A 24018-nucleotide genomic window follows, 5' to 3' on the forward strand; every position below is an offset into this window, starting at 1 on the left:
GCCGCACAGCCCGCGCCGCGGCCGGCCGCGCCGCCCGCCAGGCCGGCCCCCGCGCCCGCGGCGCAGCCGGCGCCCGCCGCGCCACCCCCTGCCTTGCCGCAGATGGACGCCACGCCGCCCCCGCCGCCCCCGGCCGATCTGCTGACGCCCTCGGGGCCGCCTGCCTTGCCGTCTCCGGACCTCCTGGCACCCCGGACCCGCTGACGCGGCGATACACAGGGGGGCGCGGTTGCTCTATACGTCGCGCCCCTTCAACCCACGGAAACGCCAACAATGACCGAGGACTTCCACCGCATCCGCCGTCTGCCCCCCTACGTGTTCGCCGAGGTGAACGCGGCGAAGGCGAAGGCGCGCGCGGCGGCGGAGGACATCGTCGACCTCGGCATGGGCAATCCGGACAGCCCGACGCCGCCCCATATCGTCGCCAAGCTGATCGAGGCGGTGCAGGACCCGCGCACCCACCGCTATTCGCAGTCCAAGGGCATTCCGGGCCTGCGCAAGGCGCTCGCCGGCTACTACGCGCGCCGCTTCGGCGTGAAGCTGGACCCGGAGACGGAAGTCGTCGCGACGCTGGGCTCGAAGGAAGGGCTCGCCAATCTGGCGCAGGCCATCGCGAGCCCGGGCGACACCATCCTGGTGCCGAACCCGTCCTATCCGATCCACCAGTTCGGCTTCATCATCGCCGGCGCCTCGGTGCGGTCGATCCCCTACACGCCGGATGATTCGATGCTGGCGGCGATCGACCGTGCGGTGCGCCATTCCGTCCCCGCGCCGACCGCGCTGATCGTCAATTTCCCATCCAATCCGACGGCACTGGTCGCCTCGATCGAGTTCTACCGGGAACTCGTCGCGCTGTGCCGCAAGCACGAGCTCTTCATCCTCTCCGACCTCGCCTATGCTGAACTGTATTACGGCGACGTGCCGCCGCCCTCCGTGCTCGAAGTGCCGGGGGCCAAGGACATCACGGTGGAATTCACCTCGATGTCCAAGACCTACAACATGCCGGGCTGGCGGATGGGTTTCGCGGCGGGCAATCCGCGGCTGATCGCGGCGCTGGCGCGGGTGAAGTCCTATCTCGACTACGGGGCCTTCACGCCGATCCAGGTTGCCGCCACGGCCGCGCTGAACGGCCCGCAGGATTGCATCGCGGAGATGCGCGCGCTCTACAAGGATCGCCGCGAGGTGCTGGTGAAGGGCCTCAAGGCCGCGGGCTGGGACGTGCCGGCGCCGGAAGCCTCGATGTTCTTGTGGGCGCCGATCCCGGAGCGCTTTCGCCATCTGGGGTCGGTCGGTTTCTCGAAGCTGCTGCTGGAGAAGGCGAAGGTTGCAGTCGCGCCCGGCCTCGGCTTCGGCGAGCATGGCGACGAACATGTCCGCATCGCGCTGGTCGAGAACAACCACCGCATCCGCCAGGCGCTGCGCGGTATCAGGACCTTCCTGTCCGGCGACAATGCCGCGCCGGCGGACCACCCGGAATCCGCCAGCGCGGCCTGATCGCGGCGGCCCAGGGAGGGCGATGCCATGGAGGAGATCGGCATCAACGGCATGGCGCATGTCGTGCTGACGGTCAGCCGCTTCGCCGAATGCCGCGCCTTCTATGCGCGGCTCCTCCCGCGGCTCGGCATGAAGCCGGTCTTCGACGGACCGAAATTCTTCTACTGCGTGGGCGCCCGCACCGCGATCGGCGTAGAACCCTGCGACCCCGCCCATGCCGGCGAACGCTTCGACCAGGGGCGCGTCGGGCTGCACCATCTCTGCCTGCGGGCGCGGACGCGGGAGGATGTGGACCGCGCCGCCGCGCTGGTCCGCGAACTGGGTGCCAAGATCATCCGCGCGCCCTCGCCGTCGGACTGGGCGCCGGGCTATTACTCCGTGCTCTTCGAGGATCCGGACGGCATCCGGCTCGAAGTGAACCATGTGCCTGGTGCCGGCGTGCTGGCCGAGGGCGTGACATTCGAACCTTCGGACGGCTACGAGGACAAGTGATGGCTGAAGACCGGGCAGGGCAGGGGTCGCGCGCATGACCCGCCCGCTGACCGTTGCGATCGCGGGGCTGGGCACGGTCGGTGCCGGCGTCGTCAATGTGCTGCGCACCAATGCCGACATCATCGCGGCGCGCGCGGGACGTCCGATCACGGTGACGGCGGTCTCCGCGCGCGACCGTGCGCGCGACCGTGGCGTGCCGCTCGCGGGCCTGCGCTGGTATGAGGATGCGGCGGCCCTCGCCGCCGATCCGCAGGTCGATGTCGTCGTCGAGTGCATCGGCGGGTCGGACGGCAAGGCGAAGGCGCTGGTGGAAGCCGCCATCGCCGCCGGCAAGCATGTGGTCACGGCGAACAAGGCGCTGCTCGCCGTACATGGCGCGGCCCTCGCCGAGGCCTCCGAGGCCAAGGGCGTCGCACTCGCGTTCGAGGCCGCGGTGGCCGGCGGCATTCCCGCCATCAAGGCGGTGCGCGAAGGGCTCGCCGCCAATCGCATCCAACGGGTGGCCGGCATCCTGAACGGCACCTGCAACTACATCCTGACGACGATGCGCAACGAGCGGCGGGAATTCGCCGAAGTGCTCTCCGAGGCGCAGAAGCTCGGCTATGCCGAGGCCGACCCGTCCTTCGACATCGACGGCATCGATGCGGCGCACAAGCTGGCCATCCTCGCGGCATTGGCCTTCGGGCGGCCGGTCGATTTCTCGGCCGTCCATGTCGAAGGCATCCGCGAGGTCAGCGCACTCGACATCGCCTTGGCCGAGGAACTCGGCTACCGGATCAAGCTGCTCGGCATCGCGGCGCGCGAGGATGGCGGCATTTCGACGCGGGTGCATCCCTGCATGGTGCCGGTGAATGCACCGATCGCACGCGTCGATGGCGTGTTCAACGCCGTGGTGGCGGAAGGTGATTTTGTCGGGCGCGTGGTGATGGAAGGGCGCGGGGCGGGGGCGGGGCCAACGGCCTCGGCCGTCGTCGCGGACCTGATCGACATCGCGCGGGGCCGCTTCACCCCGGTCTGGGGGGCCGCGGCCAGCGCGTTGAAACCGGAGCCCTCGCGGCCAATGGAAAGGCACACCGGCGCCTATTACCTTCGCCTCATGGTGGTGGACCGGCCGGGTGTGATCGCCGATGTGACCGGCGTACTGCGGGACAACGCGATCAGCCTGGAATCCATGCTGCAGCGTGGCCGCGCGCCGGGCGAGGCGGTGCCGGTCGTGCTGACCACGCATGAGACCAGCGAGGCCGCAGTCCGCGCGGCCCTGGCGCGCATCGCCGAACTCGGCACGGTGGTCGAAAAGCCCGCGCTGATCCGGATCGAGGCGCTGTAGCGGACCTCAGCCGGCGTTGAGATGGGGGAAGGCGGTGTTCGGCCTGGGACGCTGGAGAAAGCCGCAAAGCTTCTCCCAGCCGTCGCCGGCGGTGACGTCGAAGCGCAGCAACCGGGCCGGGGCATCGGCGAAGCAGCGCGCGACACGCGCCTGATGCGCCGCATGGGCAGCGGCGAAATCGGTATGTTGCGTGTAGAGGCCTTCATGGACCCGGCGCCAACGGATGCCTCCCGGCATCTGGGCATGCGTCTCCAGGAGGCGCCGCAGCGTGGCGACGTCCGGCGCGCCGTGACGGCGGCGGTAATGTGCCTCTATGGAGCGCTGCCATAGGTCGACCGGTCGTTCCGAGAGAATGAAGCGGGCGGAGGGATAGCGGTCAGCCAGTTCCTCCACGGCGTCAGCCACGGGGGCGTCGGATACGGCGTCGAACAGCGCCATGTCCTCGATGGAGAGGATCCCGTTGGTGATCGGATTGGCCCAGTGCGCCGAGCAGTAGCCGAGTTCGGTGAGCGCCTGATGGAGCGACGAGGTTCCTGTTCGCGACAGACCGATGACGAAGACGCGTTCGCGGCGAAGGGATGCCTCGGCCGTGCCAGACAGCGTGTCGCGGGCGGCCCGGAGATGCGGCCTCAGCACGCCGCCTTCGCCTGCATCGAGCAGCGACTGCGCGACAGCAATGAATTCGCTCCGATCGCCGAGGGCAAGGCGCAGGCGAGCCGTCAATAGCCGGCGTTCTGCGGATATCCCGTCAGGCACTTCGGAAAGCCGCTTGAGCATGCGCGTATGGGCCTGCGGCGCATCGTCACCATGCGTTGGGGCTGCCGATGCGAAGAGTTGGTTCAGCGCGGATGTCGTTGCGGCCCGTTCGACCGCCGCATTATGCAGAATGCGGGCCTCTTCGATGCGCCAGAGATCGAGCAGCAGGTCCAGCTTCGACACGACCAGGTAGGCTGCAAAATCGGTCATCGCCTCGGATGGCGCGGGCTCAAGCAGCGCCATGGCCTCCTCGTACCGTTCATTGTGCCGCAACAGGCGGAACATCTGGAGGCGGGCCATGCGATGTTCGGGTGCCACGCGCAGCACCCGGAGGAAGGCCGATTCTGCCTCACCGTGGCGCCCGAGTCGGTACAGCGCATGCCCGAGCTGAGCATCCCATTCGACCGGTGCCCGTTGGACAAGATGCTGCGAGGCCGAGATCCGTTCGATTGCGGCTGCCGGCTCGCCACGCGCGATGAGGGCGCGCACCAAGCCAAGGGCCGGCCTCGGATCTGCCGGTGCTGCGGCTGCAAGCTGGCCGAATAGAGCCCTGGCCTCATCATGCCGCCCTGCCTGGAGCGCGGCCTCGGCCGAGCGCAACAGGTCGGGGACGAAGGGGGGCTGTGCCGGCCTGTCGTTCATCAGATCTCTCGCCGAAGGGAAAAGGTCGATGGCGTGCCCTGCTGCACGATATCCTGTAGCTTAGCCGGGAATCGGAGGAGCCTTTATCATGGCCGAAGCCCTGCCCTCAAAACACCGTCCTGAGATGGTGGTCGACCGCAACCTGGCGCTGGAGCTGGTGCGCGTGACCGAAGCCGCGGCGCTCGCCGCCTCCCGCTGGATCGGGCGGGGCGACAAGAACGCCGCCGACGGCGCGGCGGTCGAGGCGATGCGCAAGGCCTTCGACACCGTCGCCATCACCGGCACCGTCGTGATCGGCGAGGGAGAGATGGACGAGGCGCCGATGCTGTATATCGGCGAGAAGGTGGGCCTCTACGCCCGCGCCGGCGGCGGGCCCGAAGTGGACATCGCCGTCGATCCGCTCGAAGGCACCTCCATCACCGCGAAGGGCGGGCCGAACGCCATTGCGACCGTGGCGCTGGCCGAAAAGGGCGGCTTCCTGCACGCCCCCGACATCTACATGGACAAGATCGCGGTCGGGCCCGGCCTGCCCGATGGCGTTGTGAACCTGGATGCGACGCCGGAGGAGAATCTCCGCGAGCTCGCCAAGGCGAAGAAGTGCTCGATCAGCGACCTGATGGTCTGCACCCTCGATCGCGACCGTCACAAGGAGATGATCAAGGCCTGCCGCGCCGTCGGCGCGCGCATCACCCTGATCGGTGACGGCGACGTCGCGGGCGTCATCAATGTCAGCCAGCGCGATGCCGGCATCGACATCTACATGGGTTCGGGCGGTGCGCCCGAGGGCGTTCTCGCGGCCGCCGCGCTGCGCTGCATCGGTGGCCAGATGCAGGGCCGGCTGATGTTCGAGAATGACGAGCAGGTCGCCCGCGCCGCGACCATGGGCGTCGACGATCCGAGCCGCATTTACACCGTCGAGGACATGGCGCGCGGCGATGTGATGTTCGCCGCGACCGGCGTCACCTCGGGTGCGATGCTGCGCGGCGTGCGGCGCTTCGCCGGCGGTGCCTATACCCACTCAATCGTCATGCGTTCCAAGTCGGGAACGGTGCGCTACGTGGAAGGGCACCACAACTTCGACCGCAAGCCTTCCGCCTTCGTGGCCTGAGACCCGGCATGGACGGGACGCCATCGGACGCCCCGGCCCTCGGTGTCGCGCGCAGCGTGACCGGCCGCCGCTGGGTGTGGCGGCCGGCCGATGCGCGGCTCGGCCTCGGCATCGCGCAGCGGCTGAACCTGCCGGAGATGGTGGGACGGCTGCTCGCCGCACGCGGGATCGGCATGGAGGTCGCGGCGGATTACCTCGACCCCACGCTGCGCGCGCTGATGCCCGACCCGTCCAGCCTGATGGACATGGACACCGCGGCGGACCGCATCGCCGCGGCGGTGCGCAGCGGCGAGCATGTCGCCGTGTTCGGCGATTACGACGTGGATGGCGCTTGCGCGGGGGCGCTGATGTCGCGCTTCCTGCGCGACCTCGGCTGCGAGGTGACGCCCTATGTCCCCGACCGGCTGAAGGAAGGGTATGGGCCGAACGCGCCGGCCATCACGGCGCTGTGCGATCGCGGTGCCTCGCTGATCGTCTGCGTGGATTGCGGCATCGCGGCGGCCGAGGCGCTCGCCGCCGCCGAGGGTCGCGCGGATGTGGTGGTGCTGGACCACCACAAGGCGGAAGGGCCGGTGCCGCGCATCCTGGCGGCGGTGAATCCCAACCGGCTGGATTGCGAATCGGGGCTGCATCATGTCTGCGCGGCGGCCGTCGCCTTCCTGGCCGGGGCGGCGACGATGCGCGTGCTGCGCCGGGCCGGCTGGTTCGCGCGGCGTCAGGAGCCGGATCTGCTGGGGCTGCTCGACGTGGTGGCCCTCGCGACCGTCTGCGACGTCATGCCGCTGACCGGATTCAACCGTGCGCTGGTCGCGCAGGGGCTGAAGGTGATGGCGCGGCGGGGGCGGGCCGGTGTCGCCGCGCTGCTCGACGTGACGGGCGCGCGGGATGCGCCGTCGGCGCATACGCTCGGTTTCCTGCTGGGGCCGCGGATCAATGCCTCGGGGCGGATCGGCGAGCCCGATCTCGGCCTGCGCCTGCTGCTGTCCGAGGATCCGGTCGAGGCACGGGCCATGGCCGAGAAGCTCGATGCCGTGAACCGCAAGCGGCAGGAGGTGGAGGGCGAGGTCCTCGCCGCCGCGCATGCCATGGCCGAACGCCAGGCGGCCGAGGGCCGCGCCGTGCTGCTGCTGGTTGGCGAGGGCTGGCATCCCGGCGTGGTCGGCATCGTCGCCGGCCGCATGAAGGAACGCTTCAACCGTCCGGCCTGCGTCGCGGGGCTTGGGGAGGGGCTGGCGAAGGGGTCAGGGCGGTCAGTGCCGGGGGTCGATCTCGGCGCAGCGGTGATCGCGGCGCGTCAGGCCGGGTTGCTGGAGACGGGCGGCGGCCACGCCATGGCCGCCGGCTTCTCCTTCCGCGCCGGACGCGAGGCGGAGGTGCATGCCTTCCTGGAGGAGCGTCTGCGTCACGCTGCGTTGCTGCCCGCAGCGGCAGACCTGATGGTCGAGGGCGCGCTCAATGTCGTCGCCGCGCAGCCCGGGCTGGCGCAGGACGTGGCGCGACTCGCACCCTTCGGGCCGGGGAATGAGGAGCCGGTCTTCGTGATCCAACGTGCCCGGGTGGTGAAGGCGGACCGCGTTGGGAAGGAAGGTGCGACGGTGCGGGCCATCGTCGAGGGCGAGGATGGCGGACGGCTGAAGACCATCTGTTTCCGCGCCAAGGACGGGCCGCTGGCCCAGGCGCTGCTGGCGCAGGACCGCGTGCCGATGCATTTGTGCGGCCATCTGCGGGCGGAACATTGGAACGGGCAGACCACGGCGTCGCTCCAGGTGGTGGACGCGGCGCATGCCTGACCGCGTTTCGCCCCTTGACCCTGGGCGGCGCGGGCTTTAGTTCCGCGCCTCCGGCCTGTCCCCTTCGTCTAGAGGCCTAGGACACCGCCCTTTCACGGCGGCGACACGGGTTCGAATCCCGTAGGGGACGCCACCTTTGCCTCGAATCGCGTTGGCTTTCTTCGCGTTTTAGTGGAACGGGCTGAAAGCTACCCCCCATTGATCGCCGAGATGGCGCTTTCCTCGACCAGTCGTGGGGATCGGATGGGTGTGGCGGCTCCGCTCCGGCGCCGTTCCGATGCGACCGCTTTCCGCGCGGCCTGCGTGGTCTCCCGGTTCCGCGCTACCCTCGCGTCAGCCGCTCCGACTCTGATACGCTGGCCGATATTCCTCACTCGCTGAGCATATCGCCGGCCGGGCCGGGGTTGCTGTCGCGCCGCATGCAGCCGAGACTTCCCGCCAAGGAAGGAAACGGATGCCGGACGGAACGCTCGCCGCGAGTGTCGAAACACGCCAGTCATGGGCGATCGCGATAGCTGCTGTGGCCATGCTCGCGGTCGCCGCCGGCGGCCCGATGACGGTGGTGATCGGCCTCATTCCCATATCGGATTCGCTTGGCACCGGCCGTTCGGCGCCGTCGCTCGCCACCACCCTGGCCTATATCGGCAACGGGGTCGGCGGCGTGATCTGCGGATTGATGGCGGCGCGGCTCGGCCAGCGAGCCGTTGCCATGCTCGGCGGTGGGGCGATCTTCCTCGGCTTGGCGGTGGCCTCGATCGGCCAGCCCTGGTCGCTGCTGGCGGGAATCGGTCTCGGCGTCGGGCTGTTCGGCAACGGGGCGCTCTTTGCTCCAATGGTCGCGTATGTGTCCCTCTGGTTTGATCGCCGGCGCGGCACGGCACTGGCCCTGGTTTCGTCCGGCCAATACGTCGCCGGCATGCTCTGGCCCTTTGTCTTCGATCACTCCATCACCGCCATCGGATGGCAAGCAACGATGCTGGCCTATGGGGCCTTCGCCTGCATCGTGGTGTTGACCCTGTCTGCGCTCCTCCTTGTGCCACCGCCGCTACCGGTGGGTGGGCCCGCGCTGCTGCGGGCGGGGAGCAGGCGGCAGGTTCTCGGCATGCGACCCAACGTCGCGCTGGCGTTGCTCGCCATGGCGTCCTTCCTGTGTTGCGTTCCGATGGCGATGCCGGCGGCGCACCTCGTGGCTTTCTGCGGCGACCTCGGAATCAGCGCGTCCCGCGGCGCGGCGATGCTCTCCGTCCTCCTGCTCTGCGCCTTCCTCGCCCGGCAGTTCTGGGGGTGGCTGTCCGACAGGATCGGGGGGCTGTGGACTGTGCTCGTCGGTTCGGTAGCGCAGCTGCTTGGGATGCTCGGCTTCCTGGCAACGCAGGACGAAGCCGGATTGTTCTTCGTTGCTGCTGCCTACGGCCTCGGCTTCGGCGGGATCATCCCTGCCTATGTGCTGGCCGTCCGAGAACTGTTCCCGGCATCTGAGGCAAGCTGGCGCGTGCCGAGCCTACTCTTCCTCAGTCTCTCGGGGATGGGTTTCGGCGCGTGGCTCGCTGGCGCCATCTATGACAGGGTTGGATTCTACGCGGCGGCCTGGTGGGCCGGCATCGCGTTCAACCTCGTTCAGCTTGCGCTGATCGCCTGGCTCATTGCCCGCGGGCGGGCAAGCGCGGTCGGCGATCCTGCCCGACAGGCGATTTAGGCGTCGATGATGGAGGCGGGCGGGGTTGCGGAGGCGCATCACATGATCGCGGCCGACGCTAGGCTCATGCGACTCAGGCGCCCCACGATCGTCCGCAACCCGCTCGAACAGCGATGCGTGAAAGGTGGGCTCGGCGTCAAAATACCTCCGGAACGCCTCATCAATGCTGTGCACCGCGAAGGCCACCTTGCACCACCACACGGGACGCGACCCCGCCTGCCCGATGCCGCGCCCCGCTCAGGGACGGCTGGCGGCGGTCAATCGGTCCAACGCCAGGTTCAGCCGTAGGACATTCACCCGCGCCTCGCCCAGCAGCCCCAGTTCCGGCCCTTCCGCCGTGGCCGTGACCAGCGCCGCGACGCGCTGTTCGGGCAACCTGCGCGCCTGGGCCACCCGGGCGACCTGCCGGGCGGCGTTCTCCAGGCTGATGTCGGGATCGAGCCCCGAGGCGCTGGCCGTCACGGCGTCCGCCGGCACCGGCGCGGGCCCGGCCTCCGCGATGCGCCCGCGCAGCGTTTCGAGCAGAGCCGCCGAACTCGGCCCGGCCTGGGACGCCGCCGAAGCCGCCGCGTTGTAAGGCGCGGCCCGCGTGCTGCCGGCATTGTCCGGATCGGCTTCGGTCGTCGCGGAAGGCCGCGGATGGAAGTAGCGCGCCTCCGTGAAATCCTGCCCGATCAGCGCGGATCCGATCACCCGTCCGTCGTGCTCGATCAGGCTGCCGCCGGCTTGCTGCGGCAAGACCGCGCCGGCGATGCCGGTCATGGTGAGCGGCGCGGCGAGGCCGAGCAGCAGGGTGAAGATGCCGACGGTCGCAAGGGCCGGGCGAAGAAGTGAGATCATGATTCAGGCCACCCCGATCATCTGGAGGAACAGGTCGATGAGCTTGATCCCGGCGAAAGGCGCGGCGATGCCGCCCAAGCCGTAGATCAGCAGGTTGCGCCGCAGCAGCGCCGCCGCACCAACCGGCACGTAGCGCACGCCGCGCAGCGCCAGAGGCACCAGCGCCACGATGATCAGCGCGTTGAAGATCACCGCGGACAGGATCGCGCTTTCCGGGCTTGCCAGGTGCATCACGTTCAACGCCTGGAGTTCCGGATAGCTCGCGACGAAGATGGCCGGCAGGATCGCGAAGTACTTCGCGACGTCGTTGGCGATCGAGAAGGTCGTCAGCGCGCCGCGCGTGATCAGCAGCTGCTTGCCGATCTCCACCACCTCGATCAGCTTGGTCGGATCGCTGTCGAGATCGACCATGTTGCCGGCCTCGCGCGCCGCCTGGGTGCCGGTCTGCATGGCCAGGCCGACATCGGCCTGGGCCAGCGCGGGGGCGTCATTGGTGCCGTCGCCGGCCATGGCGACCAGCCGGCCCTCAGCCTGGGCCTTGCGGATATAGGCGAGCTTGTCCTGCGGCGTGGCCTCGGCGATGAAGTCGTCGACGCCGGCCTCGACGGCGATGGCCGCGGCGGTCAGGCGGTTGTCGCCGGTGACCATCACCGTGCGGATGCCCATTTTCCGCAGCTCGTCGAAGCGCGCGCGCATGCCGGTCTTGACGATGTCCTTGAGCTCGATGGCCCCGAGCAGCCGGCCGTCGCGCGCGACGGCGAGCGGCGTCGCGCCACCGCGGGCGATGCGATCGACGGTGTCGCGGAAGCCGGCGGGCGGCTCGCCGCCGATCGAGGCGAGCAGCGCATCCACCGCGCCCTTGCGCCAGGCGCCCTCGGGCAGGTCGAGGCCCGACAGGCGCGTCTGCGCGGTGAAGGGCACGACCCGCGCGGCCTCCGTCAGCGCCGGCGCTTCCAGGCCATGGCGCTCGCGCGCCAAAGCGAGGATGGAGCGGCCTTCGGGCGTCTCGTCCCCCAGCGAGGCGAGCATCGCCGCCTCGGCCAGGTCGCGTTCGGCAACACCTGCGACCGGCAGGAAGGCCGCGGCCTGGCGGTTGCCGAGCGTAATCGTGCCGGTCTTGTCGAGCAGCAGCACATCCACGTCGCCGGCCGCCTCCACCGCGCGGCCGGAGGTCGCCAGCACGTTGAAGCGCACCAGCCGGTCCATCCCCGCGATGCCGATGGCGGACAGCAGCCCGCCGATCGTGGTCGGGATCAGCGTGACCAGCAGCGCGGACAGCACGGCGACGGACGGCGGCTGCCCGTTCCAGGATGCGAGGCCGACCAGCGTCGCCACCGCGATCAGGAAGATGATCGTCAGGCCGGCGAGCAGGATGTCGAGCGCGATCTCGTTCGGCGTCTTCTGGCGTGACGCGCCCTCGACCAGCGCGATCATGCGGTCGAGGAAGGTGGACCCCGCGGCCGCCGTGATGCGCACCACGACCCAGTCGGAGACGACGAGCGTGCCGCCCGTGACCGCGCTGCGGTCGCCGCCGGATTCCCGGATGACCGGGGCGGATTCCCCGGTCACGGCGGCCTCGTTCACCGAGGCGATGCCCTGCACCACCTCGCCATCCGAGGGGATCAGGTCGCCGGCCTCGACCAGCACCAGGTCGCCGACGCGCAGCTCGCTCGCCGAGCGGGGCTGCCACAGCGCCAGGTCGTCGCCGCGCAGCAGCAGCTTCGCGCGGGTCTCGGTGCGGGCGCGGCGCAGGCTGTCGGCCTGGGCGCGGCCGCGGCCCTCGGCCACGGCTTCGGCGAAGGTCGCGAAGAGCACCGTCAGCCACAGCCAGGCCGCGATGCCGGCCTGGAAGGCGTAGGGCTCGCCGGACCCGCCGGCGCGCAGCGCGAGTACCGTGACCAGCAGGGCCACAACCTCGGTCACGAAGATGACCGGGTTGCGGACCAGGTGGCGCGGATTGAGCTTGCGCACCGCATCGATCGCGGCGCGCCCCAGGATGCGCCGGTCGGCGAGCGTGGCGCGCCGCGATGCGCGCCTGCCGCCGCCCTGGGCCTGGGTGGATGTGAAGGCGTCCATGGTTCGGAACCTCAGAAGATGCGGCCGGCGGCGAGCACGAAATGCTCGGCGAGCGGCCCGAGGGCGAGGGCGGGCATGAATTGCAGCCCGCCGAGGATCAGGATCACGCCGGCCAGCAGCCCGGCGAAGAGCGGCCCATGGGTGGGGAAGGTGCCGGCGGAGTCCGCGAGCTTCGGCTTGGCGGCGAGGCTGCCCGCGATCGCCATGACCGGCACGACATAGGCGAAGCGGCCGAGCAGCATCGCGATGCCGAGCGTCGTATCGAGCCAGGGCGTATCCGCCGTCAGCCCGCCGAAGGCCGAGCCATTGTTCCCCGCGGCCGAGGTGAAGGCGTAGAGCATCTCGGTCAGCCCGTGCGGTCCCGCGGAGGGGATCGACGCCACCGCGGCCGGCAGCACCAGCGAGACGGCGGTGAAGCCGAGGATCGTCGCCGGCAGCACCAGCACGGCGAGCATGGCGAGCTTCACCTCCTTCGCCTGCACCTTCTTGCCGAGGTATTCGGGCGTGCGCCCGACCATCAGCCCGGCGACGAAGACGGCGAGCAGCGCGAAGACCAGGATGCCGTAGAGGCCCGAACCGACGCCGCCCGGCAGCACCTCGCCGAGTTGGATGAGGAAGAGCGGCACGGCGCCCCCGAGCGGGGTGAAGCTGTCGAACATCGCGTTGACCGCGCCGTTCGAGGCACCCGTGGTGGTGGCGGTGAACAGGGCGACGAGGGCCTGGCCGAAGCGGACTTCCTTGCCTTCCATGTTGCCTTGGGCGGGATCGAGGCCGGCGGCGATGTGCAGCGGATTGCCACCCGCTTCTGCCGCATAGACCAGCGCCGTAGCGATCAGCACGTAGCCCAGCATGACGGCGAGCAGCGCGCGGCCCTGTCGGACCTGCCCCACCATGTGCCCGAAGGTGAGCGCCAGCGCGAAGGGAATCACCTGGTGCGACCAGATCTGCAGCGCGGTGGCGAGCGCCGACGGTCCCTCGAAGGGATGCGCCGAATTCACGCCGAAGAATCCGCCGCCATTGGTGCCGAGATGCTTGATCGCGACCTGGAAGGCGACGGGGCCGAGCGCGATGGTCTGCTGCGCGCCTTCGAGCGTCGTCGCCTCTGCATAGGGCGCGAGCGTCTGTGGCATGCCGATCGCGACGAAGGCGAAGCCGACGACGATCGCCAGTGGCAGGAGCAGGTAGAGCGTGATTCGGGTGAAGTCGGCCCAGAAATTCCCGAGCTCCTTCAGCCCACCCGCCGCGAAGGCGCGGCAGAAGGCCAGCGCGAGGGAGATGCCCGTCGCCGCGGACAGGAAGTTCTGCACCGTCAGCCCGGCCATCTGGCTGAGGTAGGACATTGCCGCCTCGCCGCTATAGGCCTGCCAGTTGGTGTTGGTGACGAAGCTGACCGCGGTGTTGAAGGCGAGCCAGGGGGTGAGCCCGTCGAAGCCCTGCGGATTGAAGGGCAGCATGCCCTGCAGGCGCAGCAGCGCGTAGAGCACGGCGAAGCCTGCGGCATTCGCGGCGAGCATGGCCAGCGTATAGCCGCGCCAGCCCATCCCCTTGGCGGGGTCGATGCCGGCGATCGCGTAGATCGTGCGTTCGATGCGGGCGAGGAAGGTGACGCGCCCCGCTGCCACGGCGGCGATGTAGCGTCCCAGCGGGATCGCCGCGGCGACCGTCACGGCGAGGACGAGCGCGATCTGTGCCCAACCTGTTGCTGTCATGATGTCAGAGATCCTCGGGGCGCAGCAGCGCCCACAGCAGGTAGAAGAGGAGGCCGGCCGCGACCGCGCCGGCGAGGAGAAGGTCGGCCATGGCGCTCACACGCGCTCGCAGCCGGCGGCATAGGCCGCCAGCAGCGCGAAGGCGCCGAGGCCGAGGCCGAGGAGAAGAATGTCGAGCATGGCGGTTCCTGGATCAGGTCCGCCGGACCACTAGGCCCTTGCCGCGCAAAGCCTCCATGCGCGATCGGGCGGTGCCGCATAAAGACGGCGTAAAGACGCGCGCGCGGCGCCGGCGCCCCTGCTAATCCTGCACGCCATGACGGCTGAACCCCCGCGCCCGGACCCCGATGCCCTGCTCGCCATGGCCGAGCGGGAGGGGCGGGGGCGCCTGAAGGTCTTCCTCGGCGCGGCGCCGGGCGTGGGCAAGACCTGGGAGATGCTGGCCGAGGGCCGCCGCCGCGCGGCCGGCGGCGCCGACGTGCTGATCGGCATCGTCGAGACGCATGGCCGCGCCGAGACCCAGGCGGCGATCGGCACGCTGCCGATCCTGCCGCGGGCGCGGCTCGACTATCGCGGCCAGGTGCTGGAGGAATTCGACCTCGACGCCGCGCTCGCCCGACGCCCGGCGATCCTGCTGCTCGATGAGCTCGCCCACACCAACGCGCCGGGCAGTCGCCACGCCAAGCGCTGGCAGGATGTCGAGGAACTGCGCGCCGCTGGCATCGAGGTCTGGACCGCGATGAATGTCCAGCACCTGGAAAGCCTGTCCGAGGCGGTGGCGCGCATCACCGGCGTGCGCGTGGCCGAGACGGTGCCCGACCGCGTGCTGGCTGAGGCCGATGCGGTCGAGCTGATCGACATCCCGCCCGCCGAGCTGATCGAGCGCATGCGCCAGGGCCGCATCTACCGTCCCGACCAGGCGACGCGCGCGCTGCGCGGCTTCTTCCGCGAAGGCAACCTCGCGGCGCTGCGCGAACTCGCGCTGCGCCGGACTGCCGAGCGTGTCGATGCCGACGTCACCGGCTATATGCGCGCCAATGCCATCGAGGGGCCCTGGCCGGCCGGCGACCGCGTCATGGCCCTGGTGGGCGGCGATGCGGCGGCCGAGACGGTGGTGCGGGAGGCGCGGCGCATCGCCGATGCGCTGAAGGCGCCGCTGCTCGCCCTGCATGTGGAGCGCGCCGGCGTGCCGCAGGATGGCGATCCGGATGCGGCGCTGCGGCTGGCCGAACGGCTCGGCGCGGCAACCGAGACCGTGGTCGCGGCCGATCTGCCCGCTGCCGTCCTGGCCCAGGCGCGGATGCGCAATGTCACGCACCTGGTCATCGGGCGCGGGCGGCCGTCACCGTGGCGGCGCCTGACCGGACGCAGCCTCGCCGCGGGATTGCTGCGCCGTGCGACCGACTTCACGCTGCATCTGGTGCCCGACGCCACCGCCGCCCCGCCGGGGGCGCCGCGACCACGGGGGCGCTTGCCGGCCTGGCTGCCCTGGATCGCCACGCCGCTGCTGATCGCTGCGGCCACCTTGATCGGGGCTGCGCTGGACGGCACGGTGCCCGAGGCCTCGCTCGGCATGGTCTATCTGGTGCCGATCGTGGGTGCGGCGGTCGCCTTTGGACCGCTGCAGGGCCTGATGGCCGCGGCGCTGGCCTTCCTGGCCTGGAACTACCTGTTCCTGCCGCCGCGCTACACCCTCGTCATCGCGGGGCCCCAGGATGTGGTCGGCGTGGTCGTCTTCGCGCTGGTCGCGCTCCTGCTGACGGGAACGACGGGCGGGCTCGGGCGGTCGGTGCGGGCGGCGCAGGCGCGCCTGCTCGGGCTGCGGCGGCTGGTGGAATTCAGCCGCCGCCTCGGCGCGCCGGGGGAGCCGGGCGACATCGTGCAGGCGATTGCCGAGGAGGCGTCCCGGCTCTCCGGCGGTGCCGCCTGCGTGCTGCTGCCGCTGCCGCCGGCACCGGGCGAGTCCGTACCGGAACCCGTGCTGCGTTCCGCCGTGCCGATCGACGCCGAACCCGACGAGGCGGCGATGGCCGTGGCCCGATGGGCGATGGCCCATGGCCGCGCCGCGGGGCGTGGCACCGGCACGCTGCCGGCCTCGGCCTGGCAGTTCCGGCCCATGCGCACGGCGAAAGGCATCGCCGGGCTGGTCGGGCTGCGCCTGCGCGCGGATCTGCCCGCCGATACCGACCGCGCGCTCGACGCGCTGCTCGACCAGGGCGCGATCGCGCTGGAACGGGCCGAACTGATGGAAGCCCAGGCGCGCACCGTCGCGCGCGGCGAGACGGAGGCGCTGCGCACCGCGCTGCTCACCTCCCTCGGGCATGACCTGCGCACGCCGCTGACCTCGATCCGCGGCGCCATCGCGACGTTGCGCCGGGCGGGGTCGGAGATGGACCCGGCGACGCGTGACGACCTGCTGGCGACCGCGGAGGAGGAGACCGACCGGCTGTCGCGCTGGATCGCGAACATCCTCGACATGGTGCGCATCGAGCACGGTCAGGTCGCGCCGCGCCGCGAAACGGTGGACATCGCCGAGGCGATCGAGGCCGCGATGCGGCGCGGGCAGGGCACGGCGGTCTTGCTCGACCTTGCGCCCGATCTGGTGGCGCCGCGGCTCGATCCTGTCCTGCTCGACCAGGTGCTCGCCAATCTGCTCGACAATGCGCGGAAATTCTCCGGTCCCTCCGGCACGGTCGCGGCGCGCGCGGCGCGGGAGGGGCCGGACATCGTCATCCGCATCGAGGATGATGGGCCGGGCATCGCGACGACGGACCTGCACCGCATCTTCGATCCCTTCTTCCGGGCCACGCGCACCGACCGGGTCGTCGCGGGCAGCGGCCTCGGCCTCGCGATCGCGCGCGGGCTGGTGCATGCGATGGGCGGGCGCATCGCGGCGGAAAGCCCGATCGCACCGAATGGCCGGGGCACCCGCATGACGCTGCGCTTTCCCGCGACATGACCGATCCGACGCGCCCCCGCATCCTCGTCATCGACGACGAGCCGCAGATCCATCGCTTCCTCGGGCCCGCGCTCGACGCCGCGGGCTATGCGCCGCTGCGCGCCGAGACGGCGGCGGAAGGGCTGCGCCAGGCGGCGGAGCGCAGCCCCGCGCTGGTGCTGCTCGATCTTGGCCTGCCCGATCTGGACGGCCAGGCGGTGATCGCGCGGCTGCGCGGCTTCAGCGCGGTGCCGGTGGTCATCATCTCGGCCCGCGACCAGGAAGTGGAGAAGGTCGCGGCGCTCGATGCCGGGGCTGACGACTATGTGGAGAAGCCCTTCGCACTCGGCGAGCTGCTCGCGCGCATCCGGGCGCTGCTGCGGCGTGGCGCGCGGCGCGGCGTGGAGGAGGCACCCGCCGTGCTGCGCTTCGGGCCGCTCGAGGTGGATCTGGCGCGTCGCCTGGCGCGGCTTGACGGTGCTGATCCGCTGAAGCTGACGCCCCGCGAATGGGACCTGCTCGCCGCTCTGGCACGCGCCGGCGACGGGCGCGTCATCACCCAGCGGCAGTTGCTGCATGCCGTCTGGGGGCCGGCGCATGCCGAGGACGCGCAGTATCTGCGCGTCTATATCGGGCATCTGCGGCAGAAGCTGGGGCCGGCGGCCCGGCTGATCCGCACCGAGCCCGGTGTCGGCTACCGGTTCGGCGAGGAGGAGTAGGGCGCGCGGGTTGCCACGTCCCTCCCATTCCGCCTGGCGCGATTCAAATCAGGCCGAAGGCGCGGCCCGCGGCCTCGACATGCAGGCGGCGCACGACCACCGTATCGGCCAGGTGGTGGTCGAGCTTGGCCGTGCGGAAGTGATCCGCCAGCCGCGGCGGCGCGGCGCTGAGGCCGCGGATATTGCCGTTGCCCGTCTGCGCGACGAGATCGAAGTAGCCGCGGCCGGTCCGCTGGGCCAGGGCGGCCAGCGCCGCATTGAAATCGAGATGCATCGCGTTCTGCGCATCCTCCGAGAGGATGAACGGCCCGATCAGCTTCTGCGCCTGTTCCGCGGTCACCGTCGTGCCCTCCATGACGATGCGCGCGACATACCGGGCAGCGAAGGGACGCGGCGCCAGGGTCGTGAGGTTGACGCCCTTCAGGGCAACGCGGCAATGGGCGTCGTCCAGGTCGGACAGGAATTCCTCATAGATCCCAATGAGCCATTCCACATAGGTCTTGGGGACGACCTTCTCCTGCTTGATGGCGTTCCGGTAGTAGTAGCCGAGCTCAAGGTCCACCTGGCCGAATGCGAAGATCGCATGGGTGGCGGATGGCAGCGTGCGCCGGATGGTTTCCTTCACCTTCAACTTCGTCTGGCCGGGGCGGAATCCGGCGACCGAGGCACCGGGGATATGCTGGCCCGTGATCCGGTACGGCGGCGGGGAGGCCAGGCCCAGGCGCCCGGCGAAGAAGGGAACCTCGAAGAAGAACGCGCTATGGGAATCACCGAAGACGGAAATGGTGGTCGGCATTGACATCAGGTGCTCTGTCCCGGCCCGAGGTGGTGGGGCCCGATCCTAGAGCGCATTGCGCATGACCGAAATCGGCCGACGGCAGGACGTCCCTCGGAGGAGAGTCGGTCGCGGGCCAAGTCGCGCGGCATCCGCGCCGGCTATCGATCGGCCGCGTTGACCGGCGTCGCGGTGTGGGTGGTCGTGCCGCCCTGCCACGATGCGCCGGGCCGGCGAGGTCGACGCATCACTGCCGCCCGCGCTGCCTCTGACCCTGCGCCCCGCCCCAGCCGGACCGCTGTACGCGGCGGCGCCTCACCTCCACGCGCAGCCCGGCGGGATCGCCCAGCAGCGCCACCAGCGCGTCGAGCTGCGCCTGTTCAATGCCGATGCCGCCGGCGCTGGTCCGCGCACCCCGCTTCCTGCCGTGCAGCAGCACGGGCCGATCGCCATCCACGGGCATCAGCAGCAGCGCACGCGTCCCCAGAGCGTCCCGCAGCGTGCGCGCCAGCCGTCCGTCCCCTGTGCCGAAGGCGTCTTCCGCATCCAGATCGGCCGCGCAGGCGACCCGGAAGATGCCGCTGCCAGGGAGCGGCGGAGGCAGGCTCCGCATGTCCTTCGGCGGGTCCCAGCTCGCCCCGCAGGGGCCGAAGGCCACACCGTCGCCGCGCCACAGCGTCACGCGCGGCGTATCCTGCCCGGGCGCGGGCTCGACGACGAGGCGCGTGCCATCCGCCCGCACCCAGTTCGGGTCGCGCGCGCCGCGCAGCCGCCGCCACGCCAGCAGGACGAAGAAGGCGCCGCCCAGCAGGAAGAGGATGCCGAGGATCATCGCGGCGTCACCGGCGTCTTCTCGCCGGGCGAGGGCGCCGTGCGGGGCAGGGTGGGCAGCACCGTCGGGACCTGCCGCAGTCGCTCCATCGCCTCCAGCCGCACGCGGGAGGCGCTGTCCGGCGCGGCCACCGCACTCGGCGCCCAGTAGCGCACGCCATTGGATGGCGGCGGCGCCCGCATCGCCTCGGCAGCGGCCGCGACGAAGGCGCGGTCGGTCTCGGCGCGGTTCCAATGCCCGACCGCGACCAGCAGCCCGCCCACGAAGACCAGCGCGGCGCCGGCGATCAGATAGAGCCGTGCCCGGGAGAGGGCCTCGTTCATGGCCGGCGCTCCGATGGCTGGCCGAGGCGCCGGGCCAGCGCCTCGGCCTCGCCCGCCGCCGCATCGCGCCCGGTGGCGAGTGCCCCGATCAGCCGGGGCAGGTCGTGCCCCAGCACCTGGCGGGCTTCGCCTTCGGGGGCGGTGGCGCCGGCCTCGACCAGCGCGCGCGCCGCCGCCTTCTCACGTGGGGACATGCGGTCCGCCGCGCCGGACAGTTCGGACAGCAGCAGCGGCAGCAGCGCGGTCTGCAACGCCGCCCGGTCGGATGGCGGCAGCGCCGAGGGTTGCAGGACCGTGGGCGCCTGTTTTGGCGCGCTGTCCCGCATCATCCAGGCATCGAGGGTGCGCCCCGGCGCACCGCCCAGGATGAAGCCGGCCGTCCCGCCGACCAGCGGCGCCGCGACGACGGCGAGCCAATAGCCGTCGCCGCTCGGCGTCATGAAGACGCCGATCGCGGTGAAGAACAGGCCGGAGAACAACAGCGCGAGCACCACGCGCCGCGGCATGTCCTCGAAGAGTGTGGTCGCGCCCATGGCTCAGCCTCCCGAGGAATAGGCGCTGCCGGTGGAGCCGAACCCGGCGCGGGAGATGGAGGAGGCGGGGCGCGAGATGCTCGTCCCCGAGGTCCGGGCGCTGGTGCCGCCGGAATAGGACGCCATGCGGCTCGCTGCCCCGAGCCGGCGCGTGCTGCTGTCCCAGGCCTGCAGGGGCCCGGTCCCGGTGGCGGGACGATAGGCCGCGGTCGGCCGACGATCCCCGGTCCAGGTCCACCCCTGGTAGCGCGGTCCGATGCCGCCGGCGTAGCTGCTCCGGTAGCCGGAATTGTAGCCGATCCACCAGGCGGGATGCACCCCGCCGCCGGATCCGGTCCCGCCTGTCGTGCCCGGGCCGGTGGAGCCCTGTTGCGGCGCCGTGGCCACCGCCATGGTCAGGGCACTCTCGGGCAGTTCGACCTCGAGGCATTGCGACCAACTGGCCTTGCAGGCCTCCTCGGTCGCGAAGCGGTTCGGCAGCGGCGCGTCCGACCGTTCGCAGGATTGCCACTCGGCGCCGCAACTCGCCTCGTCCGGATAGATCGGGGCGAGGTGGTAATAGGCGTATTGCGTCGCGGCCGGCGATCGCGCTGTTGCGGCGAGAGCCGGTCCCGGCACATTGCGCGGCGCATTCTGCGTCAGCAGGGTGCCCGTTGCCGGCCGCACCGGTTCCGACAGCGCCCAATATTGCGCCGACCGGTCGCGCAGCACGGGCTGCAGGATCTGTGGATTGCCGGGGCTCGGCACCCAGCCGGCGAGGGCCGGGCGCCAGTTCGGACCCGTCGCGGCGAGCGTTTCGCCCTCGCAGGCGTCGCGGCCGAAGGTCGCCTCGCAGGCCGCGATGGTGCGGAACTGCGGGCGGTCGGCGGTCTGCTCCCGCGCGATCACCTGTTCCAGCACGTCGCAGCGCGCCGGGTCCTCGCCGAGGCGCCGATGCGCCGCGCGGCAGGCATCGAGCCGTGCCTCGGTCTGCCCGGGCAGGTCCGGCGGCGCGTCGTCGCACCCCGTCACCCCGAGCCCGATGGTGACGAGGGCGGCCGCGCGGACGGTGCGGGATCGGCGCCGCACCGGTGCCTCAGCCCGACATGACGGCATTGTTGAGAATCCCGGTGCCGATCTGGATGAAGGCGATGAAGACGGCGGCACCGCCCACCTCATTCGCGTCGATCTCGCGCTTCAACCGCCCTTCGAGCAGCGTCGTCAGCACCAGATGCGCGACGAGCTGCACGGCAACGGCGACGACGCACCAGATGGCCTGATCGAGCGGGCTCGCGGCCGTGCGTGCGACGGCGGCGATCGGCAGGACCATCCCCACCGCCTTGCCGCCGAAGGCGAGGGCGCAGGGCGTGTTCCCCGCCCGCAACAGGGTCAGTTCCGAATGCGGCGTGATCATCGAGACCACGACGAGCCCTGCCACCCAGAACACCACGCCCAGCGAGAAGGCGATGAGGAAGCTCAGGAAGGTCGAGGGGAAGACGGCGAGGATCTCGGCGGGGGTCATGCGATGCGTCCCGGTTCTTGGCGCGTCATCCGCGCAGGATGTGGGGCACGAAGCGCGCGGCGGGTCCCGTCACCGGGCCGCGGGATTCGCGAAAGGAAAGCCCGGCCGGCTGCCCGCCGATCATCCAGACCGAGGCGGCACAATGCACGTTGCCCCGCGGCGTGGCGAAGACGGGCAGGGGGCAATGGGCCTGATACAGCAGCGGGCCGACCTCCTCCTCCGGCACCGGGCCGATCGGCTGGCCGGGAAGCGTGACATGCTCGCCATCCCAGCCGCGGCGCGGCTTCGCGACCATCTCGCCCTGCGGCGGGCGGTCGAGGAAGGTCGGCAGCAGGTTCGCCGTGTTGGGGAACATGTGCCAGAGCAGCGCCATCATGGTCTTGTCGGCGAGCAGCCGCACCCAGGCCCCGGGATAGATCCGCGTGCGGGATCGCGGGAGGACCTCGATGTTCGGCTCCTCCTCCATCCAGTCCCAGGGGTAGATCTTCATCAGCGCGTCGAGCGGCTCGTCGCGGTCGTCGGTGAAGCGCAGCGCCTCCATGTCCCAGCCGATCTGCCCGATCGAGCAGATGCGCGCGCTGCGGTTCGTCTCCGCGGCGACCTCGGCGAGGTATTCCGCGTCGAAGCGTTCGGTCGTGTCGGCCGGCAACCCGTTGGGCAGGGTCTCCCCGCCGCAGGCGATGGCGAAGCGTGACGGCAGCCCGACCTTGGGCATGTGCTCGACCAGCTTCTCGTAGATCAGGTTCTCCTGGCTGTCGGATTTGCGGCCGGAATCCGATTGCCAGGATTCGAACCATTCCCACTGCACGAAGGACGCCTCGGCCAGGCCGAAGGGGGAATCCGCCTCGTAGTCCAGCAGCATCGGCGTACCGTCGGCGGCGAAGGTGAAGTCCATCCGCCCGTAGAGCGGCGCATCCTTGGCCCGCCAGGATTGCGCGATCGCCGCCTGCATGGCGCGGCTGCGGATGCCGAAATAGGCGTAGTCGCCGGAGGCGACGAGTTCCTCGACCGCCTTGTAGCAGCGCTGCTGTACGCCGGTCGCGGCATTGAGCAGCGCCTCGGCCGCATCGGCGTCAATGACATAGGCGGCGTCCGTCACCCACCAGGGCTCGCCATCTGGGTTCGGCCCGTCGAGGGTGAGTTCGCGCAGGCGATGGAGGAACAGCGCCGGGGTCTGCACCGGCTCGCGCCGGAAGGGCGGATAGGCCATGGCGTGCGGCTACAGGATCACGTGAGGCACGAAGCGGTCCTCGAAGGTCGTCACCCTGTCATCCCCCTCCCGGATGCCGAGGCCGGCGGGTTCGTCGCCGACCATCCACACGCCCATGACCGGATAGGCGAGGCCCTGTGGCGTCGCATGCCCCGGCAAGGGTGCCCATTGTTGCCAGATCGTAGGGGACGGAGGCAAACCCTCGGCAATCTCGGTCGATTCATCGGCTCCGGTGCCGTCCACCGTCATCCCCCATCCTTCGAGCCCCAGCGCCGGCTTGCCGATCGCCGGCCCCGCGATCGCCGCGCGATCGAGCGAGGCGGGCAGGAGCAGAGGATGCCCCGGGAACATCTCCCACAACGTGACGAGGATCGCCTTGCTCGCATGCAGCATGCGCCGCGCCGGCTCGATCCAGCGCGTGCGGCCGATCGGCAGCAGCGGGCCGCCTTCCTCGATGTCCAGCCAGTCCCAGGGATAGAGCTTGAAACAGGCTTCGAGCGGCGTGCCGTCCGGCGTGACGAAACCGGTCTCCGCCTGCCAGGAGATGTCGTCCACCGGCATGAACGCCGCCTCGAACCCCGCTGCGCGTGCGGTCGCCATCAGATAGGCGACCTGGGCGATTTCGTCCTCGCGCTGGCGCTCGGCGGCGAAGTGGATGCGCGGCGGCAGGCGCATCTGCCCCCAACGCGCGACCAGCAGGTCGTCGATGGCGTTCCACTGGTCGCTGCCGGGCCGCGTGTCCGGACCGGGCTCGGTCTCCTCGAACCAGGCGAGCTGTACCGCCGCCGCCTCCAGCAGCGCGGCCGGCGTCTCGGCATTGAACTCGAACAGCTTCACCGATCCGTCCGCGCCGAGCCGGAAATCAAAGCGGCCATAGAGCGACGGTTCGCCGAGGCGATGGGATTCCTCCACCAATGCGGCGAGGCGTGGCGTGAAGCCGAAGGCGGCATAGTCGCCGCGTGCGACGACGCGGTCGACGGCGGCGGCGATCATGCCATTCAGTTCCCGCGCGGCGGTTTCCATGGCCGCTACGGCCTCCGGCGTCAGCGCGTAGCAGGCGTCGCGCGTCCAGTATTCGCGCTCCTCCGGCGAGTGGAAGACGAAGCCGAGCGCTTCCGACCGGATCGGGAAGGTGTCGTCCCGGCGCAGCATCCGGCGGGCGATGGCGGGTGGGGTAGGGGTCATGGGTGGAACGAGTATAGGGGCCGTATGGCACGGCCTGCACAGGCACCCTTGCGGTTGCCGCCGCGGCGCGCA

21 protein-coding genes and 1 tRNA gene are annotated in these 24018 nt (G+C 70.8%); 9 read left to right on the forward strand and 13 right to left on the reverse strand.

Going from position 1 to position 24018, the window contains the following annotated elements:
* Positions 1 to 273 precede the first annotated feature (273 nt).
* From KPL78_RS29400 to KPL78_RS29410, 3 genes are read left to right on the forward strand one after another with little or no spacing between them, the layout of a single operon-like run.
* Complete coding sequence (locus KPL78_RS29400) at positions 274 to 1494, forward strand: LL-diaminopimelate aminotransferase (protein ID WP_219766862.1); 1221 nt, start codon at positions 274 to 276, stop codon at positions 1492 to 1494.
* Between the two features lie 27 nt (positions 1495 to 1521).
* Positions 1522 to 1986, forward strand: a complete 465-nt coding sequence (locus KPL78_RS29405) for a VOC family protein (RefSeq protein ID WP_219766863.1) — start codon at positions 1522 to 1524, stop codon at positions 1984 to 1986.
* A gap of 34 nt (positions 1987 to 2020) precedes the next feature.
* On the forward strand, positions 2021 to 3313 hold the full coding sequence (locus tag KPL78_RS29410) for a homoserine dehydrogenase (protein ID WP_219766864.1): 1293 nt from the start codon (positions 2021 to 2023) through the stop codon (positions 3311 to 3313).
* A gap of 6 nt (positions 3314 to 3319) precedes the next feature.
* Here KPL78_RS29410 and KPL78_RS29415 read toward each other — a convergent pair whose 3' ends face one another.
* Positions 3320 to 4711: a sulfotransferase gene (locus KPL78_RS29415; protein ID WP_219766865.1), complete on the reverse strand. Its 1392-nt coding sequence runs from the start codon at positions 4709 to 4711 to the stop codon at positions 3320 to 3322.
* An 88-nt stretch (positions 4712 to 4799) separates the two neighbouring features.
* Here KPL78_RS29415 and glpX point away from each other — a divergent pair, with 88 nt between their 5' ends.
* From glpX to KPL78_RS29435, 4 genes are all read left to right on the forward strand, one after another.
* Positions 4800 to 5819 (forward strand): class II fructose-bisphosphatase, encoded by a 1020-nt coding sequence (gene glpX / locus KPL78_RS29420; protein WP_219766866.1) that lies wholly within the window; start codon positions 4800 to 4802, stop codon positions 5817 to 5819.
* An 8-nt stretch (positions 5820 to 5827) separates the two neighbouring features.
* Positions 5828 to 7609, forward strand: coding sequence for a single-stranded-DNA-specific exonuclease RecJ (gene recJ, locus KPL78_RS29425; RefSeq protein WP_219766867.1), 1782 nt, complete (start codon positions 5828 to 5830; stop codon positions 7607 to 7609).
* Between the two features lie 57 nt (positions 7610 to 7666).
* Positions 7667 to 7742: transfer RNA gene (locus KPL78_RS29430), tRNA-Glu, on the forward strand.
* Positions 7743 to 8063: 321 nt separating this feature from the next.
* Positions 8064 to 9305 carry an MFS transporter gene (locus KPL78_RS29435; protein ID WP_219766868.1) on the forward strand — a complete coding sequence of 414 codons (1242 nt, stop codon included), beginning with the start codon at positions 8064 to 8066 and terminating at the stop codon, positions 9303 to 9305.
* 237 nt (positions 9306 to 9542) lie between these two features.
* On the opposite strand, the gene kdpC is transcribed toward KPL78_RS29435, so the two are convergent.
* From kdpC to KPL78_RS29455, 4 genes are read right to left on the reverse strand one after another with little or no spacing between them, the layout of a single operon-like run.
* Positions 9543 to 10145, reverse strand: a complete 603-nt coding sequence (gene kdpC / locus KPL78_RS29440) for a potassium-transporting ATPase subunit KdpC (RefSeq protein ID WP_219766869.1) — start codon at positions 10143 to 10145, stop codon at positions 9543 to 9545.
* Between the two features lie 3 nt (positions 10146 to 10148).
* Entirely contained in the window at positions 10149 to 12221 is a 2073-nt protein-coding gene (gene kdpB, locus KPL78_RS29445; protein ID WP_219766870.1) for a potassium-transporting ATPase subunit KdpB, read from the reverse strand.
* 11 nt (positions 12222 to 12232) lie between these two features.
* Positions 12233 to 13930: a potassium-transporting ATPase subunit KdpA gene (kdpA, locus tag KPL78_RS29450; RefSeq protein ID WP_219766871.1), complete on the reverse strand. Its 1698-nt coding sequence runs from the start codon at positions 13928 to 13930 to the stop codon at positions 12233 to 12235.
* Between the two features lie 4 nt (positions 13931 to 13934).
* Positions 13935 to 14021: a potassium-transporting ATPase subunit F gene (locus tag KPL78_RS29455; protein WP_255569575.1), complete on the reverse strand. Its 87-nt coding sequence runs from the start codon at positions 14019 to 14021 to the stop codon at positions 13935 to 13937.
* Positions 14022 to 14246: 225 nt separating this feature from the next.
* Here KPL78_RS29455 and KPL78_RS29460 point away from each other — a divergent pair, with 225 nt between their 5' ends.
* Positions 14247 to 16889 (forward strand): sensor histidine kinase, encoded by a 2643-nt coding sequence (locus tag KPL78_RS29460; protein ID WP_219766873.1) that lies wholly within the window; start codon positions 14247 to 14249, stop codon positions 16887 to 16889.
* Positions 16886 to 17587, forward strand: a complete 702-nt coding sequence (locus tag KPL78_RS29465; RefSeq protein WP_219766874.1) for a response regulator — start codon at positions 16886 to 16888, stop codon at positions 17585 to 17587. The genes KPL78_RS29460 and KPL78_RS29465 overlap by 4 nt, the downstream gene beginning before the upstream one ends.
* Before the next feature lie 43 nt (positions 17588 to 17630).
* Here KPL78_RS29465 and KPL78_RS29470 read toward each other — a convergent pair whose 3' ends face one another.
* The 8 genes from KPL78_RS29470 to KPL78_RS29505 form a co-directional block, all read right to left on the reverse strand.
* Positions 17631 to 18389 carry a hypothetical protein gene (locus tag KPL78_RS29470; RefSeq protein ID WP_219766875.1) on the reverse strand — a complete coding sequence of 253 codons (759 nt, stop codon included), beginning with the start codon at positions 18387 to 18389 and terminating at the stop codon, positions 17631 to 17633.
* A gap of 220 nt (positions 18390 to 18609) precedes the next feature.
* A complete protein-coding gene (locus KPL78_RS29475; RefSeq protein ID WP_219766876.1) occupies positions 18610 to 19194 on the reverse strand; it encodes a hypothetical protein in 585 nt (194 codons plus the stop codon).
* A complete protein-coding gene (locus KPL78_RS29480; protein ID WP_219766877.1) occupies positions 19191 to 19517 on the reverse strand; it encodes a hypothetical protein in 327 nt (108 codons plus the stop codon). The genes KPL78_RS29475 and KPL78_RS29480 overlap by 4 nt, the downstream gene beginning before the upstream one ends.
* Entirely contained in the window at positions 19514 to 20050 is a 537-nt protein-coding gene (locus KPL78_RS29485; RefSeq protein WP_219766878.1) for a hypothetical protein, read from the reverse strand. The genes KPL78_RS29480 and KPL78_RS29485 overlap by 4 nt, the downstream gene beginning before the upstream one ends.
* Before the next feature lie 3 nt (positions 20051 to 20053).
* Positions 20054 to 21118: a DUF1190 domain-containing protein gene (locus KPL78_RS29490; RefSeq protein WP_219766879.1), complete on the reverse strand. Its 1065-nt coding sequence runs from the start codon at positions 21116 to 21118 to the stop codon at positions 20054 to 20056.
* 7 nt (positions 21119 to 21125) lie between these two features.
* Positions 21126 to 21551 (reverse strand): DUF350 domain-containing protein, encoded by a 426-nt coding sequence (locus KPL78_RS29495; RefSeq protein ID WP_219766880.1) that lies wholly within the window; start codon positions 21549 to 21551, stop codon positions 21126 to 21128.
* A gap of 25 nt (positions 21552 to 21576) precedes the next feature.
* Positions 21577 to 22761: a glutathionylspermidine synthase family protein gene (locus tag KPL78_RS29500; protein ID WP_219766881.1), complete on the reverse strand. Its 1185-nt coding sequence runs from the start codon at positions 22759 to 22761 to the stop codon at positions 21577 to 21579.
* Between the two features lie 9 nt (positions 22762 to 22770).
* Positions 22771 to 23946, reverse strand: a complete 1176-nt coding sequence (locus tag KPL78_RS29505) for a glutathionylspermidine synthase family protein (protein ID WP_219766882.1) — start codon at positions 23944 to 23946, stop codon at positions 22771 to 22773.
* Positions 23947 to 24018: the final 72 nt, after the last annotated feature.

The sequence above is a fragment of the Roseomonas alba genome (assembly GCF_019430885.1).
GTDB lineage: Bacteria > Pseudomonadota > Alphaproteobacteria > Acetobacterales > Acetobacteraceae > Neoroseomonas > Neoroseomonas alba.

Bases quoted from the DNA above. Each gene is read 5' to 3' on its own strand.
- KPL78_RS29475 (WP_219766876.1), bottom strand. From the start codon at position 19,194: ATGATCCTCGGCATCCTCTTCCTGCTGGGCGGCGCCTTCTTCGTCCTG.
- recJ (WP_219766867.1), top strand. From the start codon at position 5,828: ATGGACGGGACGCCATCGGACGCCCCGGCCCTCGGTGTCGCGCGCAGC.
- KPL78_RS29405 (WP_219766863.1), top strand. From the start codon at position 1,522: ATGGAGGAGATCGGCATCAACGGCATGGCGCATGTCGTGCTGACGGTC.
- KPL78_RS29455 (WP_255569575.1), bottom strand. From the start codon at position 14,021: ATGGCCGACCTTCTCCTCGCCGGCGCGGTCGCGGCCGGCCTCCTCTTC.
- kdpC (WP_219766869.1), bottom strand. From the start codon at position 10,145: ATGATCTCACTTCTTCGCCCGGCCCTTGCGACCGTCGGCATCTTCACC.
- KPL78_RS29460 (WP_219766873.1), top strand. From the start codon at position 14,247: ATGACGGCTGAACCCCCGCGCCCGGACCCCGATGCCCTGCTCGCCATG.
- KPL78_RS29465 (WP_219766874.1), top strand. From the start codon at position 16,886: ATGACCGATCCGACGCGCCCCCGCATCCTCGTCATCGACGACGAGCCG.
- kdpB (WP_219766870.1), bottom strand. From the start codon at position 12,221: ATGGACGCCTTCACATCCACCCAGGCCCAGGGCGGCGGCAGGCGCGCA.
- KPL78_RS29470 (WP_219766875.1), bottom strand. From the start codon at position 18,389: ATGTCAATGCCGACCACCATTTCCGTCTTCGGTGATTCCCATAGCGCG.
- kdpA (WP_219766871.1), bottom strand. From the start codon at position 13,930: ATGACAGCAACAGGTTGGGCACAGATCGCGCTCGTCCTCGCCGTGACG.
- KPL78_RS29480 (WP_219766877.1), bottom strand. From the start codon at position 19,517: ATGAACGAGGCCCTCTCCCGGGCACGGCTCTATCTGATCGCCGGCGCC.
- KPL78_RS29505 (WP_219766882.1), bottom strand. From the start codon at position 23,946: ATGACCCCTACCCCACCCGCCATCGCCCGCCGGATGCTGCGCCGGGAC.
- glpX (WP_219766866.1), top strand. From the start codon at position 4,800: ATGGCCGAAGCCCTGCCCTCAAAACACCGTCCTGAGATGGTGGTCGAC.
- KPL78_RS29495 (WP_219766880.1), bottom strand. From the start codon at position 21,551: ATGACCCCCGCCGAGATCCTCGCCGTCTTCCCCTCGACCTTCCTGAGC.
- KPL78_RS29410 (WP_219766864.1), top strand. From the start codon at position 2,021: ATGACCCGCCCGCTGACCGTTGCGATCGCGGGGCTGGGCACGGTCGGT.
- KPL78_RS29415 (WP_219766865.1), bottom strand. From the start codon at position 4,711: ATGAACGACAGGCCGGCACAGCCCCCCTTCGTCCCCGACCTGTTGCGC.
- KPL78_RS29500 (WP_219766881.1), bottom strand. From the start codon at position 22,761: ATGGCCTATCCGCCCTTCCGGCGCGAGCCGGTGCAGACCCCGGCGCTG.
- KPL78_RS29400 (WP_219766862.1), top strand. From the start codon at position 274: ATGACCGAGGACTTCCACCGCATCCGCCGTCTGCCCCCCTACGTGTTC.
- KPL78_RS29435 (WP_219766868.1), top strand. From the start codon at position 8,064: ATGCCGGACGGAACGCTCGCCGCGAGTGTCGAAACACGCCAGTCATGG.
- KPL78_RS29485 (WP_219766878.1), bottom strand. From the start codon at position 20,050: ATGGGCGCGACCACACTCTTCGAGGACATGCCGCGGCGCGTGGTGCTC.